This is a genomic window from Variovorax sp. Soil_C_12 (assembly GCF_057657375.1).
The window spans coordinates 76,377-99,909 of the sequence record NZ_JBDGIO010000021.1 but is presented as its reverse complement, the minus strand read 5'-3'; the positions used below and the strand labels follow the sequence as shown (position 1 = coordinate 99,909).

The window sequence follows — 23,533 nt, the reverse complement described above, 5'->3', positions numbered from 1 at the left end:
GGGCTTTCCCGCTCACACCTCGCCCATAGCGCACGCAAGCCAACTCCTCGACGAAAGTCGCGACCAAGAGCCACATCTTGGGTCCGCCGTGGGCGTCATCCATTCGGAGATCCCAGTGCTTTTGTCTCTCAAGGGAAATTTCCCGCCCGCCATCCTGGCGCTTGCAGACGGCACGGTCTTTCTCGGCAACTCGATCGGCGCCCAAGGCGCCACCACCGGCGAAGTGGTGTTCAACACCGCCATGACCGGTTACCAGGAAATCCTGACCGACCCCAGCTACTGCCAGCAGATCGTGACGCTCACGTATCCGCACATCGGCAACTACGGCGTCAACGAGGAAGACATCGAGGCCGACAAGATCCATGCCGCTGGCCTGATCATCAAGGACCTGCCGCTCCTGGCATCCAACTTCCGCAAGACCGCTACGCTGAGCGAATACCTGGTGGGCGGCAAGACGGTCGCCATCGCGAACATCGACACCCGCAAGCTCACACGCCACCTGCGCACGCATGGCGCGCAGAACGGCAGCATCCTGGGCCTGGCGCCGGGCGAGAACGTCACGCAGGCGCTGATTGACAAGGCCATCGCCGCCGCCAAGGCAGCACCCAGCATGTCCGGCCTCGACCTGGCCAGGGTGGTGTCGGTCAAGGAGACCTACGAGTGGACGCAGACCGAGTGGAGGCTCGTCCACGTCGATGGCAAGCCGGGCTACGGCGTGCAGATCACGCCCAAGTTCCACGTCGTGGCCTACGACTACGGCGTCAAGAAGAACATCCTGCGCATGATCGCGCAGCGCGGCGCGCGCATCACCGTCGTGCCGGCGCAGACGCCCGCGGCCGACGTGCTCAAGCTGCGCCCCGATGGCATCTTCCTGGCCAACGGCCCGGGCGACCCGGAGCCCTGCGACTACGCGATCGCCGCCACGCGCGAGCTGATCGAGACCGGCATCCCGGTCTTCGGCATCTGCCTGGGCCATCAGATCATGGCGCTGGCCTCCGGCGCGAAGACCTTCAAGATGAAGTTCGGCCACCACGGCGCCAACCATCCGGTGAAGGACCTGGACAACAACCGCGTGAGCATCACCAGCCAGAACCACGGCTTCGCGGTCGACGAGAAGACGCTGCCCGCCAATCTGCGGCCCACTCACGTCAGCCTGTTCGACGGCACGCTGCAAGGCCTGGCGCGCACCGACAAGCCGGCCTTCTGCTTCCAGGGCCACCCCGAGGCCTCGCCGGGCCCGCACGACATCGGCTATCTGTTCGACCGCTTCACGGCGCTCATGCAAAGTCACAAAGAAGGGCAGAAGAATGCCTAAGCGCAACGACCTCAAGAGCATCCTCATCATCGGCGCCGGCCCGATCATCATCGGCCAGGCCTGCGAGTTCGACTATTCCGGCGTGCAGGCCTGCAAGGCGCTGCGCGAGGAGGGCTACAAGGTCATCCTGATCAACAGCAATCCCGCGACGATCATGACCGACCCGGCCACGGCCGACGTGACCTACATCGAGCCCATCACCTGGCCCACGGTCGAGAAGATCATCGCCAAGGAGCGGCCCGACGCCATCCTGCCGACCATGGGTGGCCAGACCGCGCTGAACTGCGCGCTGGACCTCTGGCGCAACGGCGTGCTCGACAAGTACAAGGTCGAGCTGATCGGCGCCACGCCCGAGGCCATCGACAAGGCCGAGGACCGCCTGAAGTTCAAGGACGCGATGACCAAGATCGGCCTGGGCTCGGCGCGCTCGGGCATCGCCCACTCGTTGGACGAGGCCTGGGCGGTGCAGAAGACCGTGGGCTTCCCCGTCGTGATTCGCCCCAGCTTCACCCTCGGCGGCACCGGCGGCGGCATCGCCTACAACCCGGAAGAGTTCGAGACCATCTGCAAGCGCGGCCTGGAAGCCTCGCCGACCAACGAGCTGCTGATCGAGGAATCGTTGCTCGGCTGGAAGGAATACGAGATGGAAGTGGTTCGCGACAAGGCGGACAACTGCATCATCGTCTGTTCGATCGAGAACCTCGACCCGATGGGCGTGCACACCGGCGACTCGATCACCGTCGCCCCGGCGCAAACGCTTTCGGACAAGGAATACCAGATCCTGCGCAACGCCTCGCTGGCCGTGCTGCGCGAGATCGGCGTCGACACCGGCGGCTCCAACGTGCAGTTCTCGATCAACCCGAAGGACGGCCGCATGGTCGTGATCGAGATGAACCCGCGCGTCTCGCGCTCCTCGGCGCTGGCGTCCAAGGCCACAGGCTTCCCGATCGCCAAGGTGGCGGCCAAGCTGGCCGTCGGCTACACGCTCGACGAGCTGCGCAACGAGATCACCGGCGGCGCCACGCCGGCGAGCTTCGAGCCCAGCATCGACTACGTGGTCACCAAGATCCCGCGCTTCGCCTTCGAGAAATTCCCGCAGGCCGACTCGCGCCTGACCACGCAGATGAAGTCGGTGGGCGAGGTGATGGCCATGGGCCGCACCTTCCAGGAATCGTTCCAGAAGGCGCTGCGCGGTCTCGAGGTCGGCGTGGACGGCCTCAACGAGAAGACGCAGGACCGCGAAGTCCTCGAGAAGGAGCTGGGCGAGCCCGGCCCCGACCGCATCTGGTACGTGGGCGATGCCTTCGCCATGGGCCTGACGGTCGACGAAGTGCATGCGCTGACCAAGATCGACCCGTGGTTCCTGGTGCAGATCGAGGAGATCGTGAAGATCGAGCTCGAGCTGGAAACCAAGTCGCTCGACGACATCGACCGCGACACGCTGCTCGCGCTCAAGAAAAAGGGCTTCTCCGACCGCCGCCTGGCGCGCCAGCTGAAGACCACCGACACCGCGATCCGCGAGAAGCGCCGCGCGCTCGGCGTGCGACCGGTCTACAAGCGCGTCGACACCTGCGCGGCCGAGTTCGCGACCAACACCGCCTACATGTACTCGACCTACGAGGACGAGTGCGAGGCCGACCCGAGCAGCAAGAAGAAGATCATGGTGCTCGGCGGCGGCCCGAACCGCATCGGCCAGGGCATCGAGTTCGACTACTGCTGCGTGCACGCTGCGCTCGCGATGCGCGAGGACGGCTACGAGACCATCATGGTCAACTGCAACCCCGAGACGGTCTCGACCGACTACGACACCAGCGACCGCCTCTACTTCGAGCCGCTCACGCTGGAGGACGTGCTCGAGATCGTCGACAAGGAAAAGCCCACCGGCGTGATCGTGCAGTACGGCGGCCAGACGCCGCTGAAGCTCGCGCTCGACCTCGAGGCCAACGGCGTGCCGATCATCGGCACCAGCCCCGACATGATCGATGCGGCCGAGGATCGCGAGCGCTTCCAGAAGCTGCTCAACGACCTGAAGCTGCGTCAGCCGCCCAACGCCACCGCGCGCACCGAGGCCGAGGCGCTGGAGAAGGCCGCGCAACTGGGCTACCCGCTGGTGGTGCGCCCGAGCTACGTGCTGGGCGGGCGCGCGATGGAGATCGTGCACGAGCAGCGCGACCTCGAGCGCTACATGCGCGAGGCGGTGAAGGTCAGCAACGATTCGCCGGTGCTGCTGGACCGTTTTCTCAACGACGCCGTCGAATGCGACGTCGACTGCCTGCGCGACGCCGACGGCGCCACCCTGATTGGCGGCGTGATGGAGCACATCGAGCAGGCCGGCGTGCACTCGGGCGACTCCGCCTGCTCGCTGCCGCCCTACAGCCTCAAGGCCGAGACGGTGGCCGAGCTCAAGCGGCAGAGCGCGGCCATGGCGAAGGCGCTCAACGTGGTCGGCCTGATGAACGTGCAGTTCGCGATCCAGGAGAAGGACGGCCAGGACGTGATCTACGTGCTGGAGGTGAATCCGCGCGCCTCGCGCACCGTGCCCTACGTGAGCAAGGCCACCGGCATCCAGCTGGCCAAGGTGGCGGCGCGCTGCATGGCCGGCCAGTCGCTGGCCGCGCAGGGCGTGACGAAGGAAGTCACGCCGCCATACTTCAGCGTGAAGGAAGCGGTGTTCCCCTTCGTCAAGTTCCCGGGCGTGGACACCATCCTCGGCCCCGAGATGAAGTCCACCGGCGAGGTGATGGGCGTGGGCAAGACCTTCGGCGAGGCCTTCGTGAAGTCGCAGCTGGGCGCCGGCACCCACCTGCCCAAGTCGGGCCGCGTCTTCGTCTCGGTCAAGAACAACGACAAACCGCGCGCAGTCGAGGTCGCGCGCGGGCTGGCCGCGCTGGGCTTCGAGCTGATCGCGACCAAGGGCACGGCCGCCGCCATCAACGCGGCGGGCATCGCCTGCGCCGTGGTCAACAAGGTGACCGAAGGCCGCCCGCACATCGTGGACATGATCAAGAACAACGAGATCGCCCTCGTCATCAACACGGTGGAAGAGCGCCGCAACGCGATCACCGATTCGCGCCAGATCCGAACCTCGGCCCTGCTGGCGCGCGTGACCACCTTCACCACCATCTTCGGTGCCGAGGCGGCGGTGGAAGGCATGCGCTACATGAAGGACCTCGACGTGATCTCGGTCCAGGAGATGCACGCGCAGCTTGCGTCGGCGTGAGGCGATGGACACGCAACTCGTCGAACTCGACCTGGCCGACTGGGCCGGCGCCACGCCCAACGAGGCGTGGATCGCCGCGCTCGAGGCCGGCAAGGTGCTGTATTTCCCGCGGCTGGGCTTCGAGCTGCGGCCACAGGAGCGCGAGCTGTTGACGCCCTCGGTGCTGTCGCCGGACGTGCGCAACATCAGCCTGGACGCCAACGGTCGCATCAAGGGCGTGGCCGGCGACGAAGCCAGGCAGCAGGCTGTGAGCGCGATGGTGGGGCGTTTCCGCGCCCAGGCCACGCAGCTGATCCACGGCCTGCTGCCGCACTACACGCCGGCGCTGCGCCTGGCGCCGACCAGCTACCGGCCGGCGCAGGTGGAAACGCGCGTGCAGTCCTGGCGGGCCGACGATCGCCGGCTGCACATCGACTCCTTCCCCTCGCGACCCAACTACGGCGAACGCATCCTGCGCGTCTTCACCAACGTCAACCCCGAGGGCGCGCCGCGCGTCTGGCGGGTGGGCGAGCCTTTCGAGACCGTGGCGAAGCGCTTCCTGCCCCGCGCCAAGCCCTATTCGCGCTGGCAGGCGCGGCTGCTGCAGACCCTGCACGTGACCAAGTCTTTCCGCAGCGAATACGACCACCTGATGCTGCAGCTCCACGACGGCATGAAGTCGGACCTCGACTACCAGAAGAACGCGCAGCAGCAAACCGTGCCCTTTCCGGCTGGATCGGTATGGGTGTGCTTCTCGGACCAGACCTCGCATGCCGTCATGTCCGGCCAGTACATGCTGGAGCAGACGCTGCACCTGCCCGCCGCAAGGCAATACAATCCCGATTCGAGCCCGCTCGCCATCCTGAGCCGGCTGACCAGACGCACGCTCGTCTGATCATTTTTCTTCCATGAACCGCCGAACGGCAGCGTTCGGCGGTTTCGCTTTCTGGAGAGACAAAACATGGCTGCTACCACCATTCCGATTACCAAGCGCGGTGCCGAGAAGCTGCGCGACGAACTGCAGCGGCTGAAGACCGTCGACCGGCCCGCGATCATCACCGCGATCGCCGATGCGCGGGCCCAGGGCGACCTCAGCGAGAACGCCGACTACGACGCCGCCAAGGAGCGCCAGGGCTGGATCGAAGGCCGCATCAAGCAGATCGAGGGCATGCTGTCGAACGCGCAGGTCATCGATCCGTCCGAGCTCGACGCGGAAGGCAAGGTCGTCTTCGGCTCGACGGTGGAGCTCGAGGACGAGCACACCGGCGAGGCGCTCAAGTACCAGATCGTGGGCGAGGACGAGGCCGACCTGAAGCTGGGCCTGATCAACGTCTCCAGCCCGATCGCGCGCGCGCTGATCGGCAAGGAAGAGGGCGACACCGCCGAGGTGCAGGCCCCGGGTGGCGTGAAGCGCTACGAGATCGTGGGCGTCAGCTACCTCTGAAGCCGCCCGAGTGCTGAAGGACCGCATCGCGCTGCTGGTGGCCGCCCTCTGGTGGGGCAGCCTGACGACCATCGGCTTCCTGGTCGTGCCGATGCTCTTCGCTCACCTCGGCAACCCCGCCATGGCCGGCAACTTCGCCGGCCGGCTGTTCTCGGCCCAGAGTTGGGTGGCCCTGGCCTGCGGGCTGGTGCTGCTGACCTATTTCAGGTCGAAGGTCCTGGACCGCGTGGACGCGCCGACCCGCATGTCGATCGCCTGGATCCTCGCGGCCCTCCTGCTGGCCCTGCTGCAGGAATACGCCGTCGCGCCGCGCATCCTGGCGCGCGAGAACCTTCGGCTCTGGCACTCGCTAGGCAGTGCCATGTACCTGGGCCAATGGCTGTGCACCGGTGTGCTGCTGTGGCGCATGGGGCGCCGCGAAGGCTGATCAGGCGTTCCAGAACTGCGTGATCCAGCGCGCCGGCCGGATGAAGCGAAAGCGCCGGTTGCGTCGGCCGGCCAGCGCATCGGGCGGATTGCATTCCCCGTGGAAGACCATGATGCGCGCCCCCGCCGGCACGAAGGGCTCGCGCCAGTAGTTGGTCGGCCAGGCCGGGATGCCGTGGTACTTGAAGCTCGGGCACCACTCGGCCGGCCAGTAGGCCAGCTTGCCCTTGCGGTGCATGAAGTCCGACAGGTAGGTCTGCTCGTTGCGGTACGTGGCCTGCACCGCGTCCATGTTCTCGCGGAAATGCGCCAGTACGTCCGGATGGGCGCCGATCTCGAAGCGATAGACCGAGGAGTTGCCCGTGATGCGCCGGCGCCGCCAGGGCCGGGCGTAGTCGTGGATGATGAGGAATTCGCCCGGATGCTCGAAGAAGGCGTCGAGGCTGCCGACGATGACCACGTCGAGGTCGATGAACAACGCCCGGCCGTGCAGGCCGTAAAGGTTCTCCTCGAAGGTGGTCAGCTTCTTCCAGGCCCGGTCCACCTGGCCCGGCGCCAGTTCGAGGGCCAGCGGCGGGATCGGAAAGCACTGCACCTCGCTGCGGATGCCCTTCGCGTCGTCGGTCAGGCAGACGAAATTGAAGTCGCCCGACAAGTGCCGGCGCGCCATTGCATAGAGGCGGTTGACGTACTCAGGGCCGTACTTCGTGCCCCATTTCATGCAGAGGATGTGGCGCTGCGGTAGGGCGGCCGCCTGTTCTTGGTTCGGCATCCTTCAATCCGCCTGGCGGCGCTTCTTGACCGACAGGCTCTTCTTCGCCTTGGCGCGCTTGATGTTGCCGCCCGGGGTGAGTCGCTGGTTGCCGAGCACGCGCAGGGTCTTGATCTCCGGCCGCTGGCCACCGCGCTTGCTGTACTTGATGACCTTGACGTCGCGCGGGCCGGGCATGCGGTCCTCGTCGATGGCGCGCTCCTTCTCGGGGATGGGGCGCCACAGCACCAGCAGCTTGCCGATGTGCTGGATCGGCGCGGCGCTCAGCTCCTCCGCCAGGGACTGGAGCATGGCCTCGCGCGCAGGGCGGTCGTCGGAGAAGACGCGGATCTTGATCAGGCCGTGGGCCTTGAGGGCGGCGTCGGCCTCCTTCTTGACGGCCGGTGTCAGCCCGTCGCTGCCGACCATGACGATCGGGTCCAGATGGTGCGCTTCTGCGCGATGTACTTTGCGCTGGGCAGGGGTCAGTTGAATGGCGGGCATCCCCGTATTATCGAGTGTCGATGAATCCCAAACCCAAGAGCAGCAAGGTCAATCGTGCATGGCTGCACGACCATGTGAACGACCCCTACGTCAAACTGGCCACCAAGGAGGGCTACCGGGCGCGCGCAGCCTACAAGCTCAAGGAGATCGACGAGGCGCTGGGCCTGATCCGTCCGGGCCAGCTGGTGGTCGACCTGGGCTCGACGCCCGGCGCCTGGAGCCAGTACGTGCGCCGCAAACTGTCGCCGGGCGGCGCCGCGGCCGGGCAGCTGGAGGGCAGCATCATCGCGCTCGACATCCTGCCGATGGAGCCGATCGAAGGCGTGACCTTCCTGCAGGGCGATTTCCGCGAGGACGAGGTGCTGGCGCGGCTGGAAGAGGCCATGGCAGGCCGGCTGGCCGACGTGGTCGTATCCGACATGGCCCCCAACCTGTCGGGCATCGCCTCGGCCGACGCAGCGCGCATCAGCCACCTGATCGAGCTTGCGATCGAGTTCGCCCGGCACCACATGAAGCCGGAAGGCGCGCTGGTCGCCAAGCTTTTCCATGGCAGTGGCTATGCCGAACTGACTCAGCTGTTCAAGACGAATTTTCGAGTCGTGAAACCGATCAAGCCCAAGGCTTCGCGCGACAAATCCGCGGAGACCTTCATGGTCGGCATCGGCCTCAAGCCGCTCGATACGAATTGATACTCCGCCCCGGCCCGCCATTAAGGCCCAAAACCGTGCACGTCCTATGGCTGCTATAGGGAAATTCCGGCATTTCGCAGGTTGAAAAGCCTAAAATGGTCGCCAATTGCGTGCCCTAGCGCGTTTTTTGTTTTGTCCCCACGCGCTTTCGACTGGAGCTTCGTTTGAACAATCAGTGGTTTTCCAAGGTCGCCGTCTGGCTGGTCATCGCGATGGTGTTGTTCACTGTGTTCAAGCAGTTCGACACCCGCGGCGTCGCCGGCGCCGGCAGTGTGGGTTACTCCGACTTCCTCGAGGAAGTCCGCAGCAACCGCATCAAGAGCGCCACCATCCAGGAAGGACAGGGCGGCAGCGAGATCGTCGCGATCACCAACGACGACCGCAAGATCCGCACGACCGCCACCTACCTCGACCGCGGCCTGGTCGGCGACCTGATCGCCAACAACGTCAAGTTCGACGTCAAGCCCCGCGAAGAAGGCTCGCTCCTCATGACGCTGCTGGTGAGCTGGGGCCCGATGCTGCTGCTGATCGGTGTCTGGGTCTACTTCATGCGGCAGATGCAGGGCGGCGGCAAAGGCGGCGCCTTCAGCTTCGGCAAGAGCAAGGCCCGCATGCTCGACGAGAACAACAACCAGGTCACCTTCGCCGACGTCGCGGGCTGCGACGAGGCCAAGGAGGAAGTCAAGGAGGTCGTCGACTTCCTGAAGGACCCGGCCAAGTTCCAGAAGCTCGGCGGCCGCATTCCGCGCGGCCTGCTGCTGGTGGGCCCCCCGGGCACCGGCAAGACCTTGCTCGCCAAGGGCATCGCCGGCGAAGCCAAGGTCCCCTTCTTCTCGATCTCCGGCTCCGACTTCGTCGAGATGTTCGTCGGCGTGGGCGCGGCCCGCGTGCGCGACATGTTCGAGAATGCCAAGAAGAACGCCCCCTGCATCATCTTCATCGACGAAATCGATGCGGTCGGCCGCCAGCGCGGTGCCGGCCTGGGCGGCGGCAACGACGAGCGCGAGCAGACCTTGAACCAGATGCTGGTCGAGATGGACGGCTTCGAGACCAACCTCGGGGTGATCGTGGTCGCGGCCACCAACCGCCCCGACATCCTCGACGCCGCGCTGCTGCGTCCGGGCCGCTTCGACCGCCAGGTCTACGTGACGCTGCCCGACATCCGCGGCCGCGAGCAGATCCTCAACGTCCACATGCGCAAGGTGCCGCTCGGCCAGGACGTGAACCCGAGCATCATCGCGCGCGGCACGCCGGGCATGTCGGGCGCCGACCTGGCCAACCTGTGCAACGAGGCCGCGCTGATGGCCGCGCGCCGCAACGCGCGCGTGGTCGAGATGCAGGACTTCGAGAAGGCCAAGGACAAGATCTTCATGGGCCCCGAGCGCAAGAGCATGGTGATGCCCGAGGAAGAGCGCCGCAACACGGCCTACCACGAGTCCGGCCATGCGCTGATCGGCAAGCTGCTGCCCAAGTGCGACCCGGTGCACAAGGTCACCATCATCCCGCGCGGCCGCGCGCTGGGCGTGACCATGAGCCTGCCGGCGCAGGACCGCTATAGCTACGACCGCGAGTACATGCTGAACCAGATCAGCATGCTGTTCGGCGGCCGCATCGCCGAAGAGGTGTTCATGCACCAGATGACCACCGGCGCCAGCAACGACTTCGAGCGCGCCACCCAGATCGCGCGCGACATGGTGATGCGCTACGGCATGACCGAGTCGCTGGGCCCGATGGTCTATGCCGAGAACGAGGGCGAGGTCTTCCTCGGCCGCTCGGTCACCAAGACCACCAACATGAGCGAGTCGACCATGCAAAAGGTGGACGCCGAGGTGCGCCGCATCATCGACGAGCAGTACGCCCTGGCGCGCCGCCTGATCGAGGAGAACAGCGACAAGATGCACGCGATGGCCAAGGCCCTGCTCGAATGGGAAACCATCGACACCGAGCAGATCGACGACATCATGGCCGGCCGCGAGCCGCGTCCGCCCAAGGACTGGACGCCGCGCACCCCGCCTTCGGGCAGCGGCGGCAGCGGCGGCACGCCGGCGGTGAATCCCGATCCGGCGCCCACTGCGGCCTGAGCAAGGTGCTCGGGCGATCGACGGGGCCTTTGGCCCCGTTTTCTATTTCCGGAAGGCCAGGGCCTGTCATCCAATGAATCACCCCCGCGTGAGGCCCCAGAGAGGGCCCAATCTAGGCGCCAAGCGCAGCTGGGTTGGACACCCAGCGAGCATTGGCAATGACGAGTGGGCCCTCTCTGGGGCCTCGCCCGAAGGGCCGTGGCGCCAAGGGGTGCACGGCGACGTTGCGGTCCTTGCCCAGGCGAGCCAGCCTGGGCTGCGGCCCGCGTCTAGCCCTGCACCCCTTGGCGCCACGGCGCGCGGGTGATTCATTGGATGACAGGCCCTGACATGACGAGGACCTGGCGCACGACGCGCTTCGAGATCGATCTCGCGCAGCCGCGCGTGATGGGCATCGTCAACGTCACGCCCGATTCCTTTTCCGATGGCGGCGCGCATGCCTCGACCGAAGCCGCGCTGCGCCATTGCGCCCAGCTGGTGGAAGAGGGGGCCGACATCCTCGACATCGGCGGCGAGTCCACCCGGCCCGGCAGCCCGGCCGTGCCGCTGGACCAGGAGCTGGCGCGCGTGGTGCCGGTGGTGCGCGAGGCGGTCAAACTGCAGGTGCCGGTCTCGGTCGACACCTACAAGCCCGAGGTCATGCGCGCGGTGCTCGAGCTCGGGGCCGACATCGTCAATGACATCTGGGCACTGCGCCGGCCGGGCGCGCGCGAGGCGGTGGCGGCGCATCCGGCTTGCGGCATCTGCCTGATGCACATGCACCGCGATCCGCAGACCATGCAGGCGGCGCCCATGGAAGGCGATGTTGTTCCCGCCGTGCGAGCCTTCCTCGAACAACAGGCGCAGGCGCTGCTGGCGCTGAAGGTCGCGCCCGAGCGCATCGCGCTCGACCCGGGCATCGGCTTCGGCAAGACAGTGGCGCAAAATTTCGCCCTGCTGGCTCGCCAGCAGGAACTGCTCGCCGCCGGCTGGCCGTTGCTGGTCGGCTGGTCGCGCAAGTCCTCGCTCGGCGCGGTCACCGGCATCGAGGCGGCGGCCGGGCGCCTGGTGCCCAGCGTTGCGGCCGCTGTGCTGGCGGTCGAGCGCGGCGCGGCGATCGTGCGCGTGCATGATGTGCGCGAAACCGTCGCGGCGCTGGCCGTCTGGCGGGCCATGCGCTCCGAACAACGGGGACAGGAGAAGCAACCATGACAAGACAGTATTTCGGCACCGACGGCATTCGCGGCACGGTCGGCCAGGCACCGATCACGCCCGACTTCGTGCTGCGTCTGGCGCATGCGGTCGGCCGCGTGCTCAAGAAGAGCGAGGCGCGCCCCTCCGTGCTGATCGGCAAGGACACCCGCATTTCGGGCTACATGCTCGAATCCGCGCTCGAATCGGGCTTCAATTCCGCCGGCGTAGACGTGGTGCTGCTGGGGCCGCTCCCGACGCCCGGCGTGGCCTACCTCACGCGCGCCCAGCGCGCCAGTCTCGGCGTGGTGATCAGCGCCAGCCATAACGCCTACCCGGACAACGGCATCAAGTTCTTCAGCGCCCACGGCACCAAGCTCAGCGACGAATGGGAGCTGGCGGTCGAGGCGGCGCTCGAGGAAGCGCCGGTGTGGGCCGATTCGGCGCAGCTCGGCAAGGCGCGCCGCCTCAACGACGCGCCGGGCCGCTACATCGAGTTCTGCAAGAGCACCTTTGCCAACGACCTCACGCTGCGCGGCCTGAAGCTGGTGGTCGACGGCGCGCACGGCGCGGCCTACCAGGTGGCGCCGAACGTCTTCCATGAGCTCGGTGCGGACGTGATCAGCATCGGCTGCGCGCCCGACGGACTCAACATCAACAAGGACGTGGGCGCCACGCACCCCCAGGCGCTGATCGACGCGGTGCGGGCCCACGGCGCGCACTACGGCATCGCGCTCGATGGTGATGCCGACCGGCTGCAGCTGGTCGATGCGAGCGGCCGCCTGTTCAACGGCGACGAGCTGCTCTACCTGATGGCGATGGAGCGCATCGCGCGTGGCGAGAAGCTGGCCGGCGTGGTCGGCACGCTGATGACCAACAAGGCGGTCGAGATGGCGTTGCGCGCCCAAGGCATCGAGCTGGTGCGCGCGCGCGTGGGCGACCGCTATGTGCTGGAAGAGCTCGAGAAGCGCCATTGGCTGCTCGGCGGCGAAGGTTCGGGCCATCTGCTGGCGCTCGACCGCCACACCACCGGCGACGGCATCGTGAGCGCGCTGCAGGTGCTGCAGGCCTGCCAGCGCAGCGGCAAGAAGGTGGGCGAGCTGCTGGCCGATCTCACGCTGTTCCCGCAGACGCTCATCAATGTGCGCCTGAGCGGCGACCAGGACTGGAAGGCCAACAAGGCGCTCGCCGCCGAGATCAAGCACAGCGAAGCGGAGCTGGGTGACGCGGGCCGCGTGCTGATCCGCCCCAGTGGCACCGAGCCGCTGCTGCGCGTGATGGTGGAGGCGCGCGACGCAGCGCAGGCCGAGGCCTGCGCGCGGCGCCTGGTGGCGGCGGTGGAAGCGGGCTCGGCAGCATGATCGAGGTCCTGCTCGCGGACTACCGCAATCCGGTGCACGCGCGTGCACTGGTCGATCTGCTGGACAGCTACGCGCGCGACCCGGCCGGCGGCGGCACGGCGCTGGCGCCGGAGGTGCTGGCCGGGTTGCCCGGGGCGCTGGCCGCGCGGCGGCAGGCTTTCAGCGTGCTGGCCTACGACGGCGCGCAGGCCGTCGGCCTCGTCAACTGCATCGAAGGCTTCTCGACCTTCGCCTGCAAGCCGCTGGTGAACGTGCATGACGTGGTCGTGCTGCCAAGCCATCGCGGGCAGCGCATCGCGCAGCACATGTTCGCGTGCGTGGAGCAGGAGGCCCGCGCACGGGGCGCGTGCAAGCTCACGCTGGAGGTCTTGTCGGCCAACCACAGTGCGCTGCGCGCCTATGTGCGCGAAGGCTTCGCCAACTTCCAGCTCGACCCGGCCTTCGGCCAGGCGATGTTCCTGCAAAAGAAGCTCTAGGCAAGAAAAAACCGCCGGCGCACGAGGCGCACGGCGGTCTGGCACATCCGAAGCGCGATCAGAAGCGGGTCACCGGCATCTCGCTGTCGCCCTTGTCGGCGGCGTACTTGCCCAACTCCCACTTGGCGATCGCGTTGCGGTGCACCTCGTCCGGGCCGTCGGCGAAACGCAGCGTGCGCGCGCCGGCATAGGCGTAGGCCAGCGGGAAGTCGTCGCTCATGCCGCCGCCGCCATGCACCTGCATGGCCCAGTCGATCACCTGGCAGGCCATGTTGGGCGCCACCACCTTGATCATCGCGATCTCGGTCTTGGCAACCTTGTTGCCCGCCACGTCCATCAGCCAGGCCGCCTTGAGGGTGAGCAGGCGCGCCATGTCGATCTTGCAGCGCGCCTCGGCGATGCGCTCCTGCGTCACCGTCTGCGAAGCCACGGACTTGCCGAAGGCCACGCGCGAGGAGGCGCGCTTGCACATCAGCTCGAGCGCGCGCTCGGCCAGGCCGATCAGGCGCATGCAGTGGTGGATGCGTCCCGGGCCCAGGCGGCCCTGGGCGATCTCGAAGCCGCGGCCTTCGCCCAGCAGGATGTTGTTCACCGGCACGCGCACGTTCTCGAAGTACATCTCGACGTGGCCATGCGGCGCGTCGTCGTAGCCCATCACGTTGAGCGGGCGCACGATGCGGATGCCCTTGGCATCTGCCGGCACCACCACCATGCTCTGCTGCGAATGGCGCGGCGCCTCGGAATCGGTCTTGCCCATGGTGATGTAGACCTTGCAGCGCGGATCGGCCGCGCCGGAGATCCACCACTTGTGGCCGTTGATCACGTACTCGTCGCCCTGGCGCTCAATGCGGGTGGCGATGTTGGTGGCGTCGCTCGAGGCCACTTCGGGCTCGGTCATCGCGAAGGCCGAGCGGATCTCGCCATCCAGCAGGGGCTTCAGCCAGCGCGCCTTGATCTCGTCGGAGCCGTAGCGCGCGATGGTCTCCATGTTGCCGGTGTCCGGCGCCGAGCAATTGAAGGCCTCGCTGGCCCATGGCACACGGCCCATGATCTCGGCCAGCGGCGCGTATTCCTGGTTGGTGAGGCCTGCGCCCTTGTAGCCGGAGACTTCGGCGCTGTCGACCGGCAGGAACAGGTTCCACAGGCCCTGCGCCTTGGCCTTCTGCTTGAGCTTCTCGACCGTCTGGAGCGCGGTCCAGCGCTTGCCTGCCGCGGTGTTGGCGGCCAGTTCGGCCGTGTACTCGGCCTCTGCGGGATAGATGTGGTCTTCCATGAAGGCGGTGACGCGCTTCTGGAGGTCTTTGGTCTTGGCCGAGTATTCGAAATCCATGGAGTCTCCTTTGGGGTAAGGGGCGCTTCAGGCGCGCTGCGCGAACTGCCAGGCCATCTCGGCCATCGGCCGCGCACCGCGGCCCGAGGCGACGGCCTGCTCGCTCGATGCGGTGCCGGCCTCGACCCGCTTGGCGATGCCTTGCAGGATCGCCGCCATGCGGAACAGGTTGTAGGCCTGGTAGAAGTTCCAGTCGGGCGCCAGCGCCTCGGGCGTGGTGAGGCCGGTGCGCTCGCAGTACTTGCGGATGTACTCGCTCTCGGTCGGGATGCCCAGACTCTTCAGGTCCAGTCCGCCGATGCCGCGGAAGGCGCCCGGCGCGATGTGCCAGGACATGCAGTGGTAACTGAAGTCGGCCAGCGGATGGCCCAGCGTGGAGAGCTCCCAGTCGAGCACGGCGATGGCGCGCGGCTCGGTGGCGTGGAACATCAGGTTGTCCAGGCGGTAGTCGCCATGCACGATGGACGTCATCTTCTCGTCGCGCGCGCTTTGGGGCATGTGGGCCGGCAGCCATTCCATCAGCCGGTCCATCTCGGGAATGGGCTGGGTGATCGAGGCCACGTACTGCTTGCTCCAGCGCCCGATCTGGCGCTCGAAGTAGTTGCCGGGCTTGCCGTAATCGGCCAGGCCGCGCTCGGCGAACTTCACGGTGTGCAGCGCGGCGATGACGCGGTTCATCTCGTCGTAGATCGCCGAGCGCTCCGCGTTGCTCATGGCGGGCAGGGACTGGTCCCACAGCACCCGGCCTTGCATGAACTCCATGACGTAGAAGGCGCGGCCGATGACGCTCTCGTCCTCGCACAGGCAATGCATGCGCGGCACCGGCACATCGGTACCGGCCAGCCCGCTCATGACCTTGAACTCGCGCTCGACCGCGTGCGCCGAGGGCAGCAGCTTGGCGACCGGACCCGGCTTGGCGCGCATCACGTAGCTCTGCGTGGGCGTGACCAGTTTGTAGGTCGGATTGGACTGGCCGCCCTTGAACATCTCGACCGTGAGCGGGCCCTTGAAGCCTTCCAGGTTCTTCTCGAGCCAGGCGGTCAGCGCGTCGACGTCGAAGAGGTGCTGCTTGGAAACGGCGCGGGTGCCGACGAAGTTGTCGAAGTCCTGGGTCATGTCTCTGAGGTCTGCTGTTATTGGCCGTCGGCTTCCGAGATGCGCATCAGCGCGGCGCGATCCAGCACCACCAGGCCGCCCGGCTCGATGCGGATCACTTCCTCGCGCTCCATGGCCTTGAGTTCCTGGTTCACGCGCTGGCGCGAGGCCCCCAGCAGCTGCGCCAGTTCTTCCTGCGCCAGGTGCAGGCCGATGCGCATCTGGCTGCCGTCCGCGAGGTTGGGCACTCCGTAGCTGCGCACCAGATGGATCAGCTGCTTGGCGAGCCGGGCCCGCAGGGGAAGGGTGTTGAGATCTTCGACCAGGCCGAACAGTTGCCGGATGCGCCGCGCCTGCAGCCGCATCAGCGCCTCGTAGAGCTCGACGTGGCTGGCGAGGATCTTCTGGAAATCGGCGCGCGCCACGCAGACGATCGTGGTGTCGCCATGCGCATAGGCATCGTGCGTGCGCCGGTCCCCGTCGAACATCGCGACGTCGCCGAACCAGATGCCCGGTTCCACGTAGGTCAGCGTCACCTGCTTGCCCGACACCGCGGTCGAGCTCACGCGCACCGCGCCCTTGGCGCAGGCGATCCACTGCTCGGGCGGATCGCCGCGCGCGCAGATCAGGTCGCCGTCCTTGTAGCGCTTGACGAAGGTGCATCGAAGAATGTCGTGACGCAGGGATGGGGAAAGAGAAGAGAACCAGCGACCACCATTGATCGCCTCTCGTTCTTCGATGGTAAGAATGGGCTCGTCCATGAACTGTCCTGTGTGTGACTGAATTGCCCGGGCTTGTCGCCCGAGCGACGCGCTGCTATTCGTAGCGCGGCGTCTCCTTGGCGAGAAAGGCGGCAATGCCGATGCCGGCGTTGGGGTGGTGCAGGTTGCGCACGAAATGGTCGCGCTCCTGCGACAGCTGCGAGGCGAGCGTGGCGCCGTGCGCCTCGCTAAGCAGTTCCTTGATGCTGGCCAGCGAGTTGGGCGCACGCGCGTTGAGGCGATTGGCGAGCGCGAGCGCGGCCGAGAGCGCCTGGCCGCTCTCGCTCAACTCGTTGACCATGCCGAGCGCATGCAGGCGAGCCGCGTCGATGCGGCCGCCCAGCATCAGCCACTCGCTGGCGATCTGGCGCGGCAGGGACCGTGCAAGGTGCCAGCTCAGCCCGCCGTCCGGCGAGAGCGCGACACTGCTGTAGGAGGCCGCGAACACCGCATCGCGCGCCGCGACGATGAAGTCGCAGGCCGCTGCGAGCGAGAAGCCGGCACCGGCCGCCGCGCCTTCGACGGCGGCGATCACCGGCTTGGGGAAGGTGCGGATCGAGTCGATCCAGTTGTGCAGTGCCTCGATGCTCTCGGCCTGCACCGCTGGCTCGCGCTCGCGGTTGGCCGACAGACGCTGCAGCGAGCCGCCGGCGCAGAACCATGCGCCTTCGCCTACGAACACCACGCTGCGCACCTCATCGCTGTTCTCGGCGCCGTTGAGCGCCTCGATGCCCGCGGCGTACATCTCGGGGCCCAGCGCATTGCGCTGCGAAGGGTTCGAGAGCGTGAGCACCATGGTGCCGTCCTCGGTCGTGCTCTTCAGTTCTGCTGTCATTCGAATGCCTGTCTCTTACGCTTCGGGATGGGTGAGGCTCAGGCCCAGCGCGCCACGGCGGCGCAGCCAGGGGCTCGGGCGGTAGCGCGGATCGCCGTACACGGTCTGCAGGTTGAACAGCACTTCCAGCACATTGGTGGGGCCGTAGAGGTCGCCCATCGCGAGCGGGCCCTGCGGATAGCCCAGGCCCAGCTTCACGGCCAGGTCGAGGTCGGCGGGCGAGCAGACCTGCTGCTGGCACATGTCGGTCGCGATGTTCACGATGGTGCCGATCACGCGCTGCGTGACGAAGCCGCCGCTGTCGCGGATCACGCTCACCGCCTTGCCGTCGCGCGCGAACAGGGCGTGGGCGGCGTCGCGCACGTCATTGCGCGTCGCGGGATTGGTGGCGAGCACGCGGCGTTTGGTAGCGGCGTCGTCCACCATCAGGTCGATGCCGACCGTGCGCGTGGCATCGAGCCGCTCGACTGCGGCCACGGTGGTGACGTCGAAGCCCAGCGGCGCGACCAGGATCAGCGCTGCGGAGGAGGGCGTCGCTCCGCTTTCGAGCTGGGCGCCCAGCGTGTGCACCAGCTTCAGCAGATCTGGCCGCCGTGCCGCGCGCGGCGAGACCCAGACCGCCGGGTTGCCCTCGAACGCCGGTGTGGGCGGCTCCGGCGCCTGCTGCGCGACGCCGTCGATGTAGCGGTAGAAGCCTTCGCCGGTCTTGCGCCCGAGCGCGCCGGCCGCAAGACGCTGCGCCGTGATCACGCTGGGGCGGTAGCGCGGCTCCTCGTAGAACTGGCGGTAGATCGACTCCATCACCGGATGGGAGACATCGAGCCCCGTCAGGTCCAGCAGCTCGAAGGGGCCGAGGCGGAAGCCCGCCTGGTCCTTGAGGATGCGGTCGATGGTGGCGAAGTCCGCCACGCCCTCGCCGGCGATGCGCAGCGCCTCGGTGCCATAGCCCCGCCCCGCATGGTTGACGATGAAGCCGGGGGTGTCCTTGGCCTGCACGGCGGCGTGGCCCATCTGCTTGGCGTAGGCAGCGAGTTGGCGGCACACCTCGGCATCGGTCTTGAAGCCGGCCACGACCTCGACCACCTTCATCAGGGGCACCGGGTTGAAGAAGTGGAAGCCTGCCATGCGCTGAGGCTGCGCCATGGTGGCGGCGATGGCCGTGACCGAGAGCGAGGAGGTGTTGGTCGCCAGCGTGGCCGAGGGCGCGACCACCGCTTCGAGCTCTTGAAACAGCTTGCGCTTGATCTCCAGGTCCTCGACCACGGCCTCGATCACGAGGTCGCAGCCGGCGAGCGCTTGCGTCGAGTCGACCGCGTGGATGCGTGCGGACAAGGCATCGTGCTGCGCTTCGTCGATCTTGCCTTTCTCTCGCAATTTCTGCCACTGGGCCACGATGGCGTCACGGCCGCGAGCAGCGGCACCCTCGAAGCTGTCGAGCAGCAGCACCTGGCTGCCGGCCTGGGCGGCAATCTGGGCAATGCCGCGGCCCATCGCGCCAGCCCCGATGATTCCTACATTGGAAAACTGCACAGTCATTTGATAATTGTCTCTCGCTAAATCTGGTGTCGCCGATGAGCGTGCCAGAATGTGTCTACTTTCGATTACTTCTTAAGCTCTACCCATTTTGCAACCACCACGTTTGGCTGCGGCCCTGTTTCTACTCGGGTTCGCACTTGAATCGTCTGCCTTGACGATCGGGCGGCCTCAGGGCGCTGTCTGGATCGGCAAGCCTCTGGACTTGGTGGTTCCGCTTTCGCTGGACGAGGCCGAGACCAGCGGCGCACTGTGCCTGGAAGCCGAGGTGGTGCAGGGCGACTTGCGCATCCCCGACCGGAGCGTGTCGATATCGCTCGAGCCTGGGTCCAGCCCCGCTAGCTCGCGCATGCGCATCCGCTCCAGCACCACCATCGACGAGCCGGTCGTCAACGTGAACGTGCGCGCCGGTTGCGAAACGCGCTCCACGCGCAGCTATGTGTTGCTCGCCGATGTTCCGACGGAAGCTTCCTTGCCGAGCGTGGCCATGCCGCGCGCGGCCGCCGAGCCGCCGCGCGCGTCCTCGCGCGTGGCTGGGGCGGGCTCCTCTTCCGGCTTCGAGGGCGGGGCATCCGCGCGGCGCAACGGTGCTGCCGCGTCCGGTGCAGGCACGCAAGACGCCGAGGCGCCGCCGCCGCGTCGAAGCGCGCCGGCGCCACGGCCTGCGGCGGTGCGGCCGCCGGCTGCGGCTGCGCGTGCTGCTGCGCCGCGCGCACCTGCTGCCCCTGCAGCGGCGCCGGCGCCGGCCCCGGCCCCGGCCCCGGCCCCGGCACGCGCGGCCACGCCGAGCGGATCGCGCCTGCAACTCGAGGCGATGGAGCCGGTCCCGGTCGCGCAGCCGGGCCTCAAGGCCACGCCACAGCTGACGCTGCCCGCTGCCGAGGACCCGGCCCGCCGCAGCGCCGCCGCCGCAGAATGGCGAGCCCTCAGCGCCGAGCCCGAGGCGGCGCAGCGCGAAGCTCAGCGCATGCAGGCGCTGCAGGCCACGTTGAACGCGCTGCGCGAGCAGACGGCGCAGAACCAGCGCGCCCTGCTCGAACTGCGCACCGAGCTCGTGCAGGCGCGTGAGGAACGCTACCGCAACCCGCTGGTCTACGCCCTGGTCGGCCTGCTGCTGCTCGCATTGATCGCCATCCTGCTTCTTTGGCGCCTCGCTGCGCGCCGGGCTGAGGCGGCCTGGTGGCGCGAGCCGGCGCCCAAGGGCGACGAGGGTCCCACGCGGCCGGACAAATTGGGCGAGTTGCTCGGCGATGACGATGAAGAGATCGAGCCTCCCGCCCGACGGCGCAGCGCGAACGCCACCAGCTTCGGTGCGGCCACCTTCGCGGGCCTGGAGCCCGAGGAGGACAGCGGCTTCGGCGAGCCCCATCCGCCGCATCCCGCGCGCGCGCCCGATGGTCATCCCTTGCGGCCGGTCAACACCGAAGAGCTGTTCGACGTCCAGCAGCAGTCCGACTTCTTCCTCTCGCTGGGCCAGCACGACCAGGCGATCGCGGTGTTGCGCGAGCACATCGCCACCAATCCCGGCACCAGCGCGCTGGCTTACCTGGACCTGCTGCGCATCTACCACGGGCTCGACCGCAAGGAAGACTACGCGCGCCTGGCCGACGAATTCGAGCGGGCCTTCAATGCCTACGTGCCCGAGTTCGAGCAGTTCGATCAGACGGGCAAGGGCCTGGAGCACTACCGCAGCACACTCGCGCGCATCGAATCGCAATGGCCGGCGCCCGGCACCCTGGCGCTGATCGAGGAACTGATCTTCCGCAAGCCCGGGGTGAATGAAGATGAAGACGAGGCCTTCGACCTCGCTGCCTACCAGGAACTGCTGCTGCTCTATTCGGTTGCCAAGGAGGTGATCGATCCTGACAGCGCGCCCCCCGCGCCTGTCACGCCGCATTCCTTCGTCGACACCTTCGGCCACGAGCAACTGGCCACGACGCCCGCGCCGCTCGAAGCCGAGCGTCCGCCCGAGCCGGTCGAGGACGGGCCGATGCTGCCGGCCTCGATCTACGGCGCGATCGACGACTCGCTGGAGCACGAGACCGTGCTGGTTCCAGACAGCCCCACGCCGGCGCCGGATGTCCCAGGCCGCGAGTCGGCGCGCGTCCAGCCCGGCGCCAGCCTGGACCTGGCCGACTTCGACAGGACGGCCTTCGAGACCATGCGCGCGCCGATCGACACGCCCAAGCCACCGCCGGCGCCTTCGACCGATCCGAACGTGATCGATTTCGAGCTCTTCGATCCGGACACCGAAGCCGAGATTGCGCCCAAGCCGATCAAGCGCTGAAGGCGGCGCTGCGGGCCTGGGACCGGTCGACGGCCAGGCTCAGCAGCAGCGCGCACACCAGCATCGCGAAGCCGACCCAGCTCATCCAGGCGATCGCGTCATGGGCCAGCAGCCAGCCGCCGGCCGCGGCGCCCACGGCCTGCCCCACGTAGATGCCGGAGCTGTTGAGCGCGACCGAACCCGGCGCGAGCGCCGGCGCCATCGACACCAGGCGCGCCTGCTGCGCCGAGTTGGTGGCGAAGCAGCCCAGGCCCCATGGCACCAGGATCAGCGCCAGCCCGGCGAGCGTGACGCCCAGCGGCCACAGCAACAGGCTCAGTGCGATCAAGGAGGTGGTGATGAGCACCATGCGCGGCGCGCCGACGCGGTCGATGCTCCGGCTCACGAGCATGTTGCCCAGCAGGCCGCAGACGCCAAACCAGCCCCACACGAGGCCGAGAGAGGTGGCATCGGCGCCGACGGTCTCGCGCAACACGGGGGCGAAGTAGCTGAACAGCACGAACTGGCCCGAGCCCTGCAGCGCGGTGACGGCCACCACGCCCATCAGCAGCGGACTCCTGAGCACCTGCGCCCAGGCAGCGCGCGTCAGGGCCGGCGGGCGGATGCCGGTCGGCAACTCGCGCCAGATCCAGACCGCGCTCAGCACCGACAGCACGGCGATCGCGACGAAGGCCGTGCGCCAGCCGAAATGGCCCCCGATCAAGGTGCCCAGCGGCAGGCCGAGCACGGAGGCCATGGACCAGCCGAGAAAGACGAAGGTCACGGCGCGGCCGCGCTGCTCCAGCGGCACCAGCAGGCCGACGCAGGCCGCGGCCTGGGGCGTGAAGATGGCGGGCGAGATGACCGTGAGCATGCGCACCGCCAGCAGTCCGCCGAAACTCGGCATCAGCGTCGCGGCCAGGTGGCCGGCCGCATACCAGAGCATGGTGCAGGCCAGCAGCACCCGCCGGTCCCAGCCCGCGACCACGGCGGCCAGCAGCGGTGCGCCGAAGCACACCACAGCCGCCGCGGCAGTGATCAGCTGGCCGGCCGTGGCCGCGCTGACCTGCAGCGAAGTGCTGAGCTCGTTGAGCGTGCCGGGCACCACCATGACCCCGGTGCCGATCACGAAGTTGCCTGCCAGCAGCGCCCAGAGGGACGGCGGCAGGCCGGGGCGTTTCAACGTCGCACCTGCAGCGCGCCCGGATTGACGATGTTGGTCGGGTTGCCCTTGATGAAGCTGACGACGTTGTCGAAGGCCTGGCCAAAGTACATCTCGTAGCTGTCCTGCTCGACGTAGCCGATGTGCGGCGTGCAGATGCAGTTCTCCAGCCGCAGCAGGGCGTGGCCCTGCAGGGGCGGCTCGCTCTCGAAGACGTCGATGGCCGCCAGGCCGGGCCGGCCGCGGTTAAGCGCCGCGAGCAGGGCGTCCTGCTCCATGAGTTCGGCGCGCGAGGTGTTGACGAAGAGCGCGGTGGGCTTCATCCGCGAGAGGTCCTCGAGCGTGACCAGGCCGCGGGTCTCCTCGGTGAGCCGCAGGTGGATCGACAGCACGTCGGCCGCGGCGAAGAAGGCTTCGCGGTTGGGCGCCACCTGGAAGCCGTCGGAGCGTGCGCGCGCGCAGCTTTCCTCGCGGCCCCAGATCACGACCTGCATGCCGAAGGCCTGCCCGTAGCGCGCCACCAGTTGGCCGATGCGGCCATAGCCCCAGATGCAGAGCGTCTTGCCCTTGAGCACGGAACCCAGCCCGAAGTTGGCCGGCATGGACGCGGACTTGAGTCCCGACTGCTGCCAGGCGCCATGCTTGAGGTTGCTGATGTACTGCGGCAGCCGGCGCATCGCCGCCATGATCAGCGCCCAGGTGAGTTCGGCCGGCGCAAGCGGCGAACCCGAGCCCTCGGCGACCGCCACGCCGTGCTCCGTGCAGGCATTGACGTCGATGTGCTGGCCGGCGCGCCCGGTCTGCGAGATGAGCTTGAGCTTGGGAAGCTTTTCGATCAGCTGGCGCGAGATCTGGGTGCGTTCGCGGATCAGCACGATCACGTCGGCATCCTTGAGCCGCACCGAGAGTTGCCCGATGCCCTTGACGGTGTTGGTGTAGACCTTGGCGGCATACGCGTCGAGCTTGGAGGCGCAGCGCAGCTTGCGCACTGCGTCCTGATAGTCGTCGAGGATCACGATGTTCATGGCGTGCCATTGTGCCTCGCACCATCTGCAGGGCTGCGTGCCGTGCGCCAGAAGCGCAGGGCGCTTCTGGGATATGCCCGCTCAACGCCCGCAGAATGCCCGCGGATGTA

Annotated in this window: 20 protein-coding genes; 11 read left to right on the top strand and 9 right to left on the bottom strand. The window is 67.6% G+C overall.

All coding sequences use genetic code 11. The features are described 5' to 3' along the window. Window positions 1-115: 115 nt before the first annotated feature. The 5 genes from carA to AC3A6X_RS33560 all read left to right on the top strand — a co-directional run bounded on the left by carA (window position 116) and on the right by AC3A6X_RS33560 (window position 6,385). Window positions 116-1,315: a glutamine-hydrolyzing carbamoyl-phosphate synthase small subunit gene (gene carA / locus AC3A6X_RS33580; protein ID WP_487846227.1), complete on the top strand. Its 1,200-nt coding sequence runs from the start codon at window positions 116-118 to the stop codon at window positions 1,313-1,315. Then, a complete protein-coding gene (carB, locus tag AC3A6X_RS33575) occupies window positions 1,308-4,535 on the top strand; it encodes a carbamoyl-phosphate synthase large subunit (protein WP_487846226.1) in 3,228 nt (1,075 codons plus the stop codon). Before carA ends, carB begins: the two co-directional genes overlap by 8 nt. A gap of 4 nt (window positions 4,536-4,539) precedes the next feature. Further along, entirely contained in the window at window positions 4,540-5,409 is an 870-nt protein-coding gene (gene kdoO, locus AC3A6X_RS33570) for a Kdo hydroxylase KdoO (RefSeq protein ID WP_487846225.1), read from the top strand. A 66-nt stretch (window positions 5,410-5,475) separates the two neighbouring features. Further along, complete coding sequence (gene greA / locus AC3A6X_RS33565) at window positions 5,476-5,958, top strand: transcription elongation factor GreA (RefSeq protein ID WP_309961685.1); 483 nt, start codon at window positions 5,476-5,478, stop codon at window positions 5,956-5,958. Between the two features lie 13 nt (window positions 5,959-5,971). Further along, window positions 5,972-6,385, top strand: coding sequence for a DUF4149 domain-containing protein (locus AC3A6X_RS33560; protein WP_487846240.1), 414 nt, complete (start codon window positions 5,972-5,974; stop codon window positions 6,383-6,385). On the opposite strand, the gene AC3A6X_RS33555 is transcribed toward AC3A6X_RS33560, so the two are convergent. Continuing rightward, on the bottom strand, window positions 6,386-7,156 hold the full coding sequence (locus tag AC3A6X_RS33555) for a glycosyltransferase (RefSeq protein WP_487846224.1): 771 nt from the start codon (window positions 7,154-7,156) through the stop codon (window positions 6,386-6,388). Between the two features lie 3 nt (window positions 7,157-7,159). Further along, window positions 7,160-7,639: a YhbY family RNA-binding protein gene (locus AC3A6X_RS33550; protein WP_487846223.1), complete on the bottom strand. Its 480-nt coding sequence runs from the start codon at window positions 7,637-7,639 to the stop codon at window positions 7,160-7,162. 20 nt (window positions 7,640-7,659) lie between these two features. Between AC3A6X_RS33550 and AC3A6X_RS33545 the strand changes: the two genes are divergently transcribed. From AC3A6X_RS33545 to AC3A6X_RS33525, 5 genes are all read left to right on the top strand, one after another. Next, window positions 7,660-8,328: an RlmE family RNA methyltransferase gene (locus AC3A6X_RS33545; RefSeq protein WP_487846222.1), complete on the top strand. Its 669-nt coding sequence runs from the start codon at window positions 7,660-7,662 to the stop codon at window positions 8,326-8,328. Between the two features lie 164 nt (window positions 8,329-8,492). Beyond that, window positions 8,493-10,409, top strand: coding sequence for an ATP-dependent zinc metalloprotease FtsH (gene ftsH / locus AC3A6X_RS33540; protein WP_309961694.1), 1,917 nt, complete (start codon window positions 8,493-8,495; stop codon window positions 10,407-10,409). A 330-nt stretch (window positions 10,410-10,739) separates the two neighbouring features. Continuing rightward, window positions 10,740-11,600 carry a dihydropteroate synthase gene (gene folP, locus AC3A6X_RS33535; protein WP_487846221.1) on the top strand — a complete coding sequence of 287 codons (861 nt, stop codon included), beginning with the start codon at window positions 10,740-10,742 and terminating at the stop codon, window positions 11,598-11,600. Further along, the gene (glmM, locus tag AC3A6X_RS33530; protein WP_487846220.1) at window positions 11,597-12,940 is read left to right on the top strand and encodes a phosphoglucosamine mutase; all 1,344 of its coding nucleotides are present in this window, start codon (window positions 11,597-11,599) and stop codon (window positions 12,938-12,940) included. The genes folP and glmM overlap by 4 nt, the downstream gene beginning before the upstream one ends. Beyond that, window positions 12,937-13,416 carry a GNAT family N-acetyltransferase gene (locus AC3A6X_RS33525; RefSeq protein ID WP_487846219.1) on the top strand — a complete coding sequence of 160 codons (480 nt, stop codon included), beginning with the start codon at window positions 12,937-12,939 and terminating at the stop codon, window positions 13,414-13,416. Before glmM ends, AC3A6X_RS33525 begins: the two co-directional genes overlap by 4 nt. A 58-nt stretch (window positions 13,417-13,474) precedes the next feature. Here the strand turns inward: AC3A6X_RS33525 and AC3A6X_RS33520 are convergent, their stop codons facing one another. Genes AC3A6X_RS33520 through AC3A6X_RS33500 form a run of 5 tightly spaced genes read right to left on the bottom strand, consistent with a single transcriptional unit; the run spans window position 13,475 to window position 18,973 of the window. Further along, entirely contained in the window at window positions 13,475-14,746 is a 1,272-nt protein-coding gene (locus AC3A6X_RS33520; protein WP_487846218.1) for an acyl-CoA dehydrogenase family protein, read from the bottom strand. Window positions 14,747-14,773: 27 nt separating this feature from the next. Continuing rightward, entirely contained in the window at window positions 14,774-15,862 is a 1,089-nt protein-coding gene (locus AC3A6X_RS33515) for a phosphotransferase (protein WP_309961701.1), read from the bottom strand. A gap of 17 nt (window positions 15,863-15,879) precedes the next feature. After that, window positions 15,880-16,602: a Crp/Fnr family transcriptional regulator gene (locus AC3A6X_RS33510; RefSeq protein WP_487846217.1), complete on the bottom strand. Its 723-nt coding sequence runs from the start codon at window positions 16,600-16,602 to the stop codon at window positions 15,880-15,882. Window positions 16,603-16,657: 55 nt separating this feature from the next. After that, complete coding sequence (locus AC3A6X_RS33505) at window positions 16,658-17,437, bottom strand: oxepin-CoA hydrolase, alternative type (protein WP_487846216.1); 780 nt, start codon at window positions 17,435-17,437, stop codon at window positions 16,658-16,660. Window positions 17,438-17,452: 15 nt separating this feature from the next. Further along, the gene (locus tag AC3A6X_RS33500; protein WP_487846215.1) at window positions 17,453-18,973 is read right to left on the bottom strand and encodes a 3-hydroxyacyl-CoA dehydrogenase; all 1,521 of its coding nucleotides are present in this window, start codon (window positions 18,971-18,973) and stop codon (window positions 17,453-17,455) included. A 202-nt stretch (window positions 18,974-19,175) separates the two neighbouring features. Between AC3A6X_RS33500 and AC3A6X_RS33495 the strand changes: the two genes are divergently transcribed. Continuing rightward, the gene (locus AC3A6X_RS33495) at window positions 19,176-21,257 is read left to right on the top strand and encodes a hypothetical protein (protein ID WP_487846214.1); all 2,082 of its coding nucleotides are present in this window, start codon (window positions 19,176-19,178) and stop codon (window positions 21,255-21,257) included. Here the strand turns inward: AC3A6X_RS33495 and AC3A6X_RS33490 are convergent. Together AC3A6X_RS33490 and AC3A6X_RS33485 are read right to left on the bottom strand one after the other, a co-directional pair. After that, on the bottom strand, window positions 21,247-22,419 hold the full coding sequence (locus tag AC3A6X_RS33490; RefSeq protein WP_487846213.1) for an MFS transporter: 1,173 nt from the start codon (window positions 22,417-22,419) through the stop codon (window positions 21,247-21,249). The two genes, AC3A6X_RS33495 and AC3A6X_RS33490, sit on opposite strands and share 11 nt — an antisense overlap. Then, window positions 22,416-23,423, bottom strand: a complete 1,008-nt coding sequence (locus AC3A6X_RS33485; RefSeq protein WP_106559527.1) for a D-2-hydroxyacid dehydrogenase family protein — start codon at window positions 23,421-23,423, stop codon at window positions 22,416-22,418. The genes AC3A6X_RS33490 and AC3A6X_RS33485 overlap by 4 nt, the downstream gene beginning before the upstream one ends. Between the last annotated feature and the right edge of the window lie 110 nt (window positions 23,424-23,533).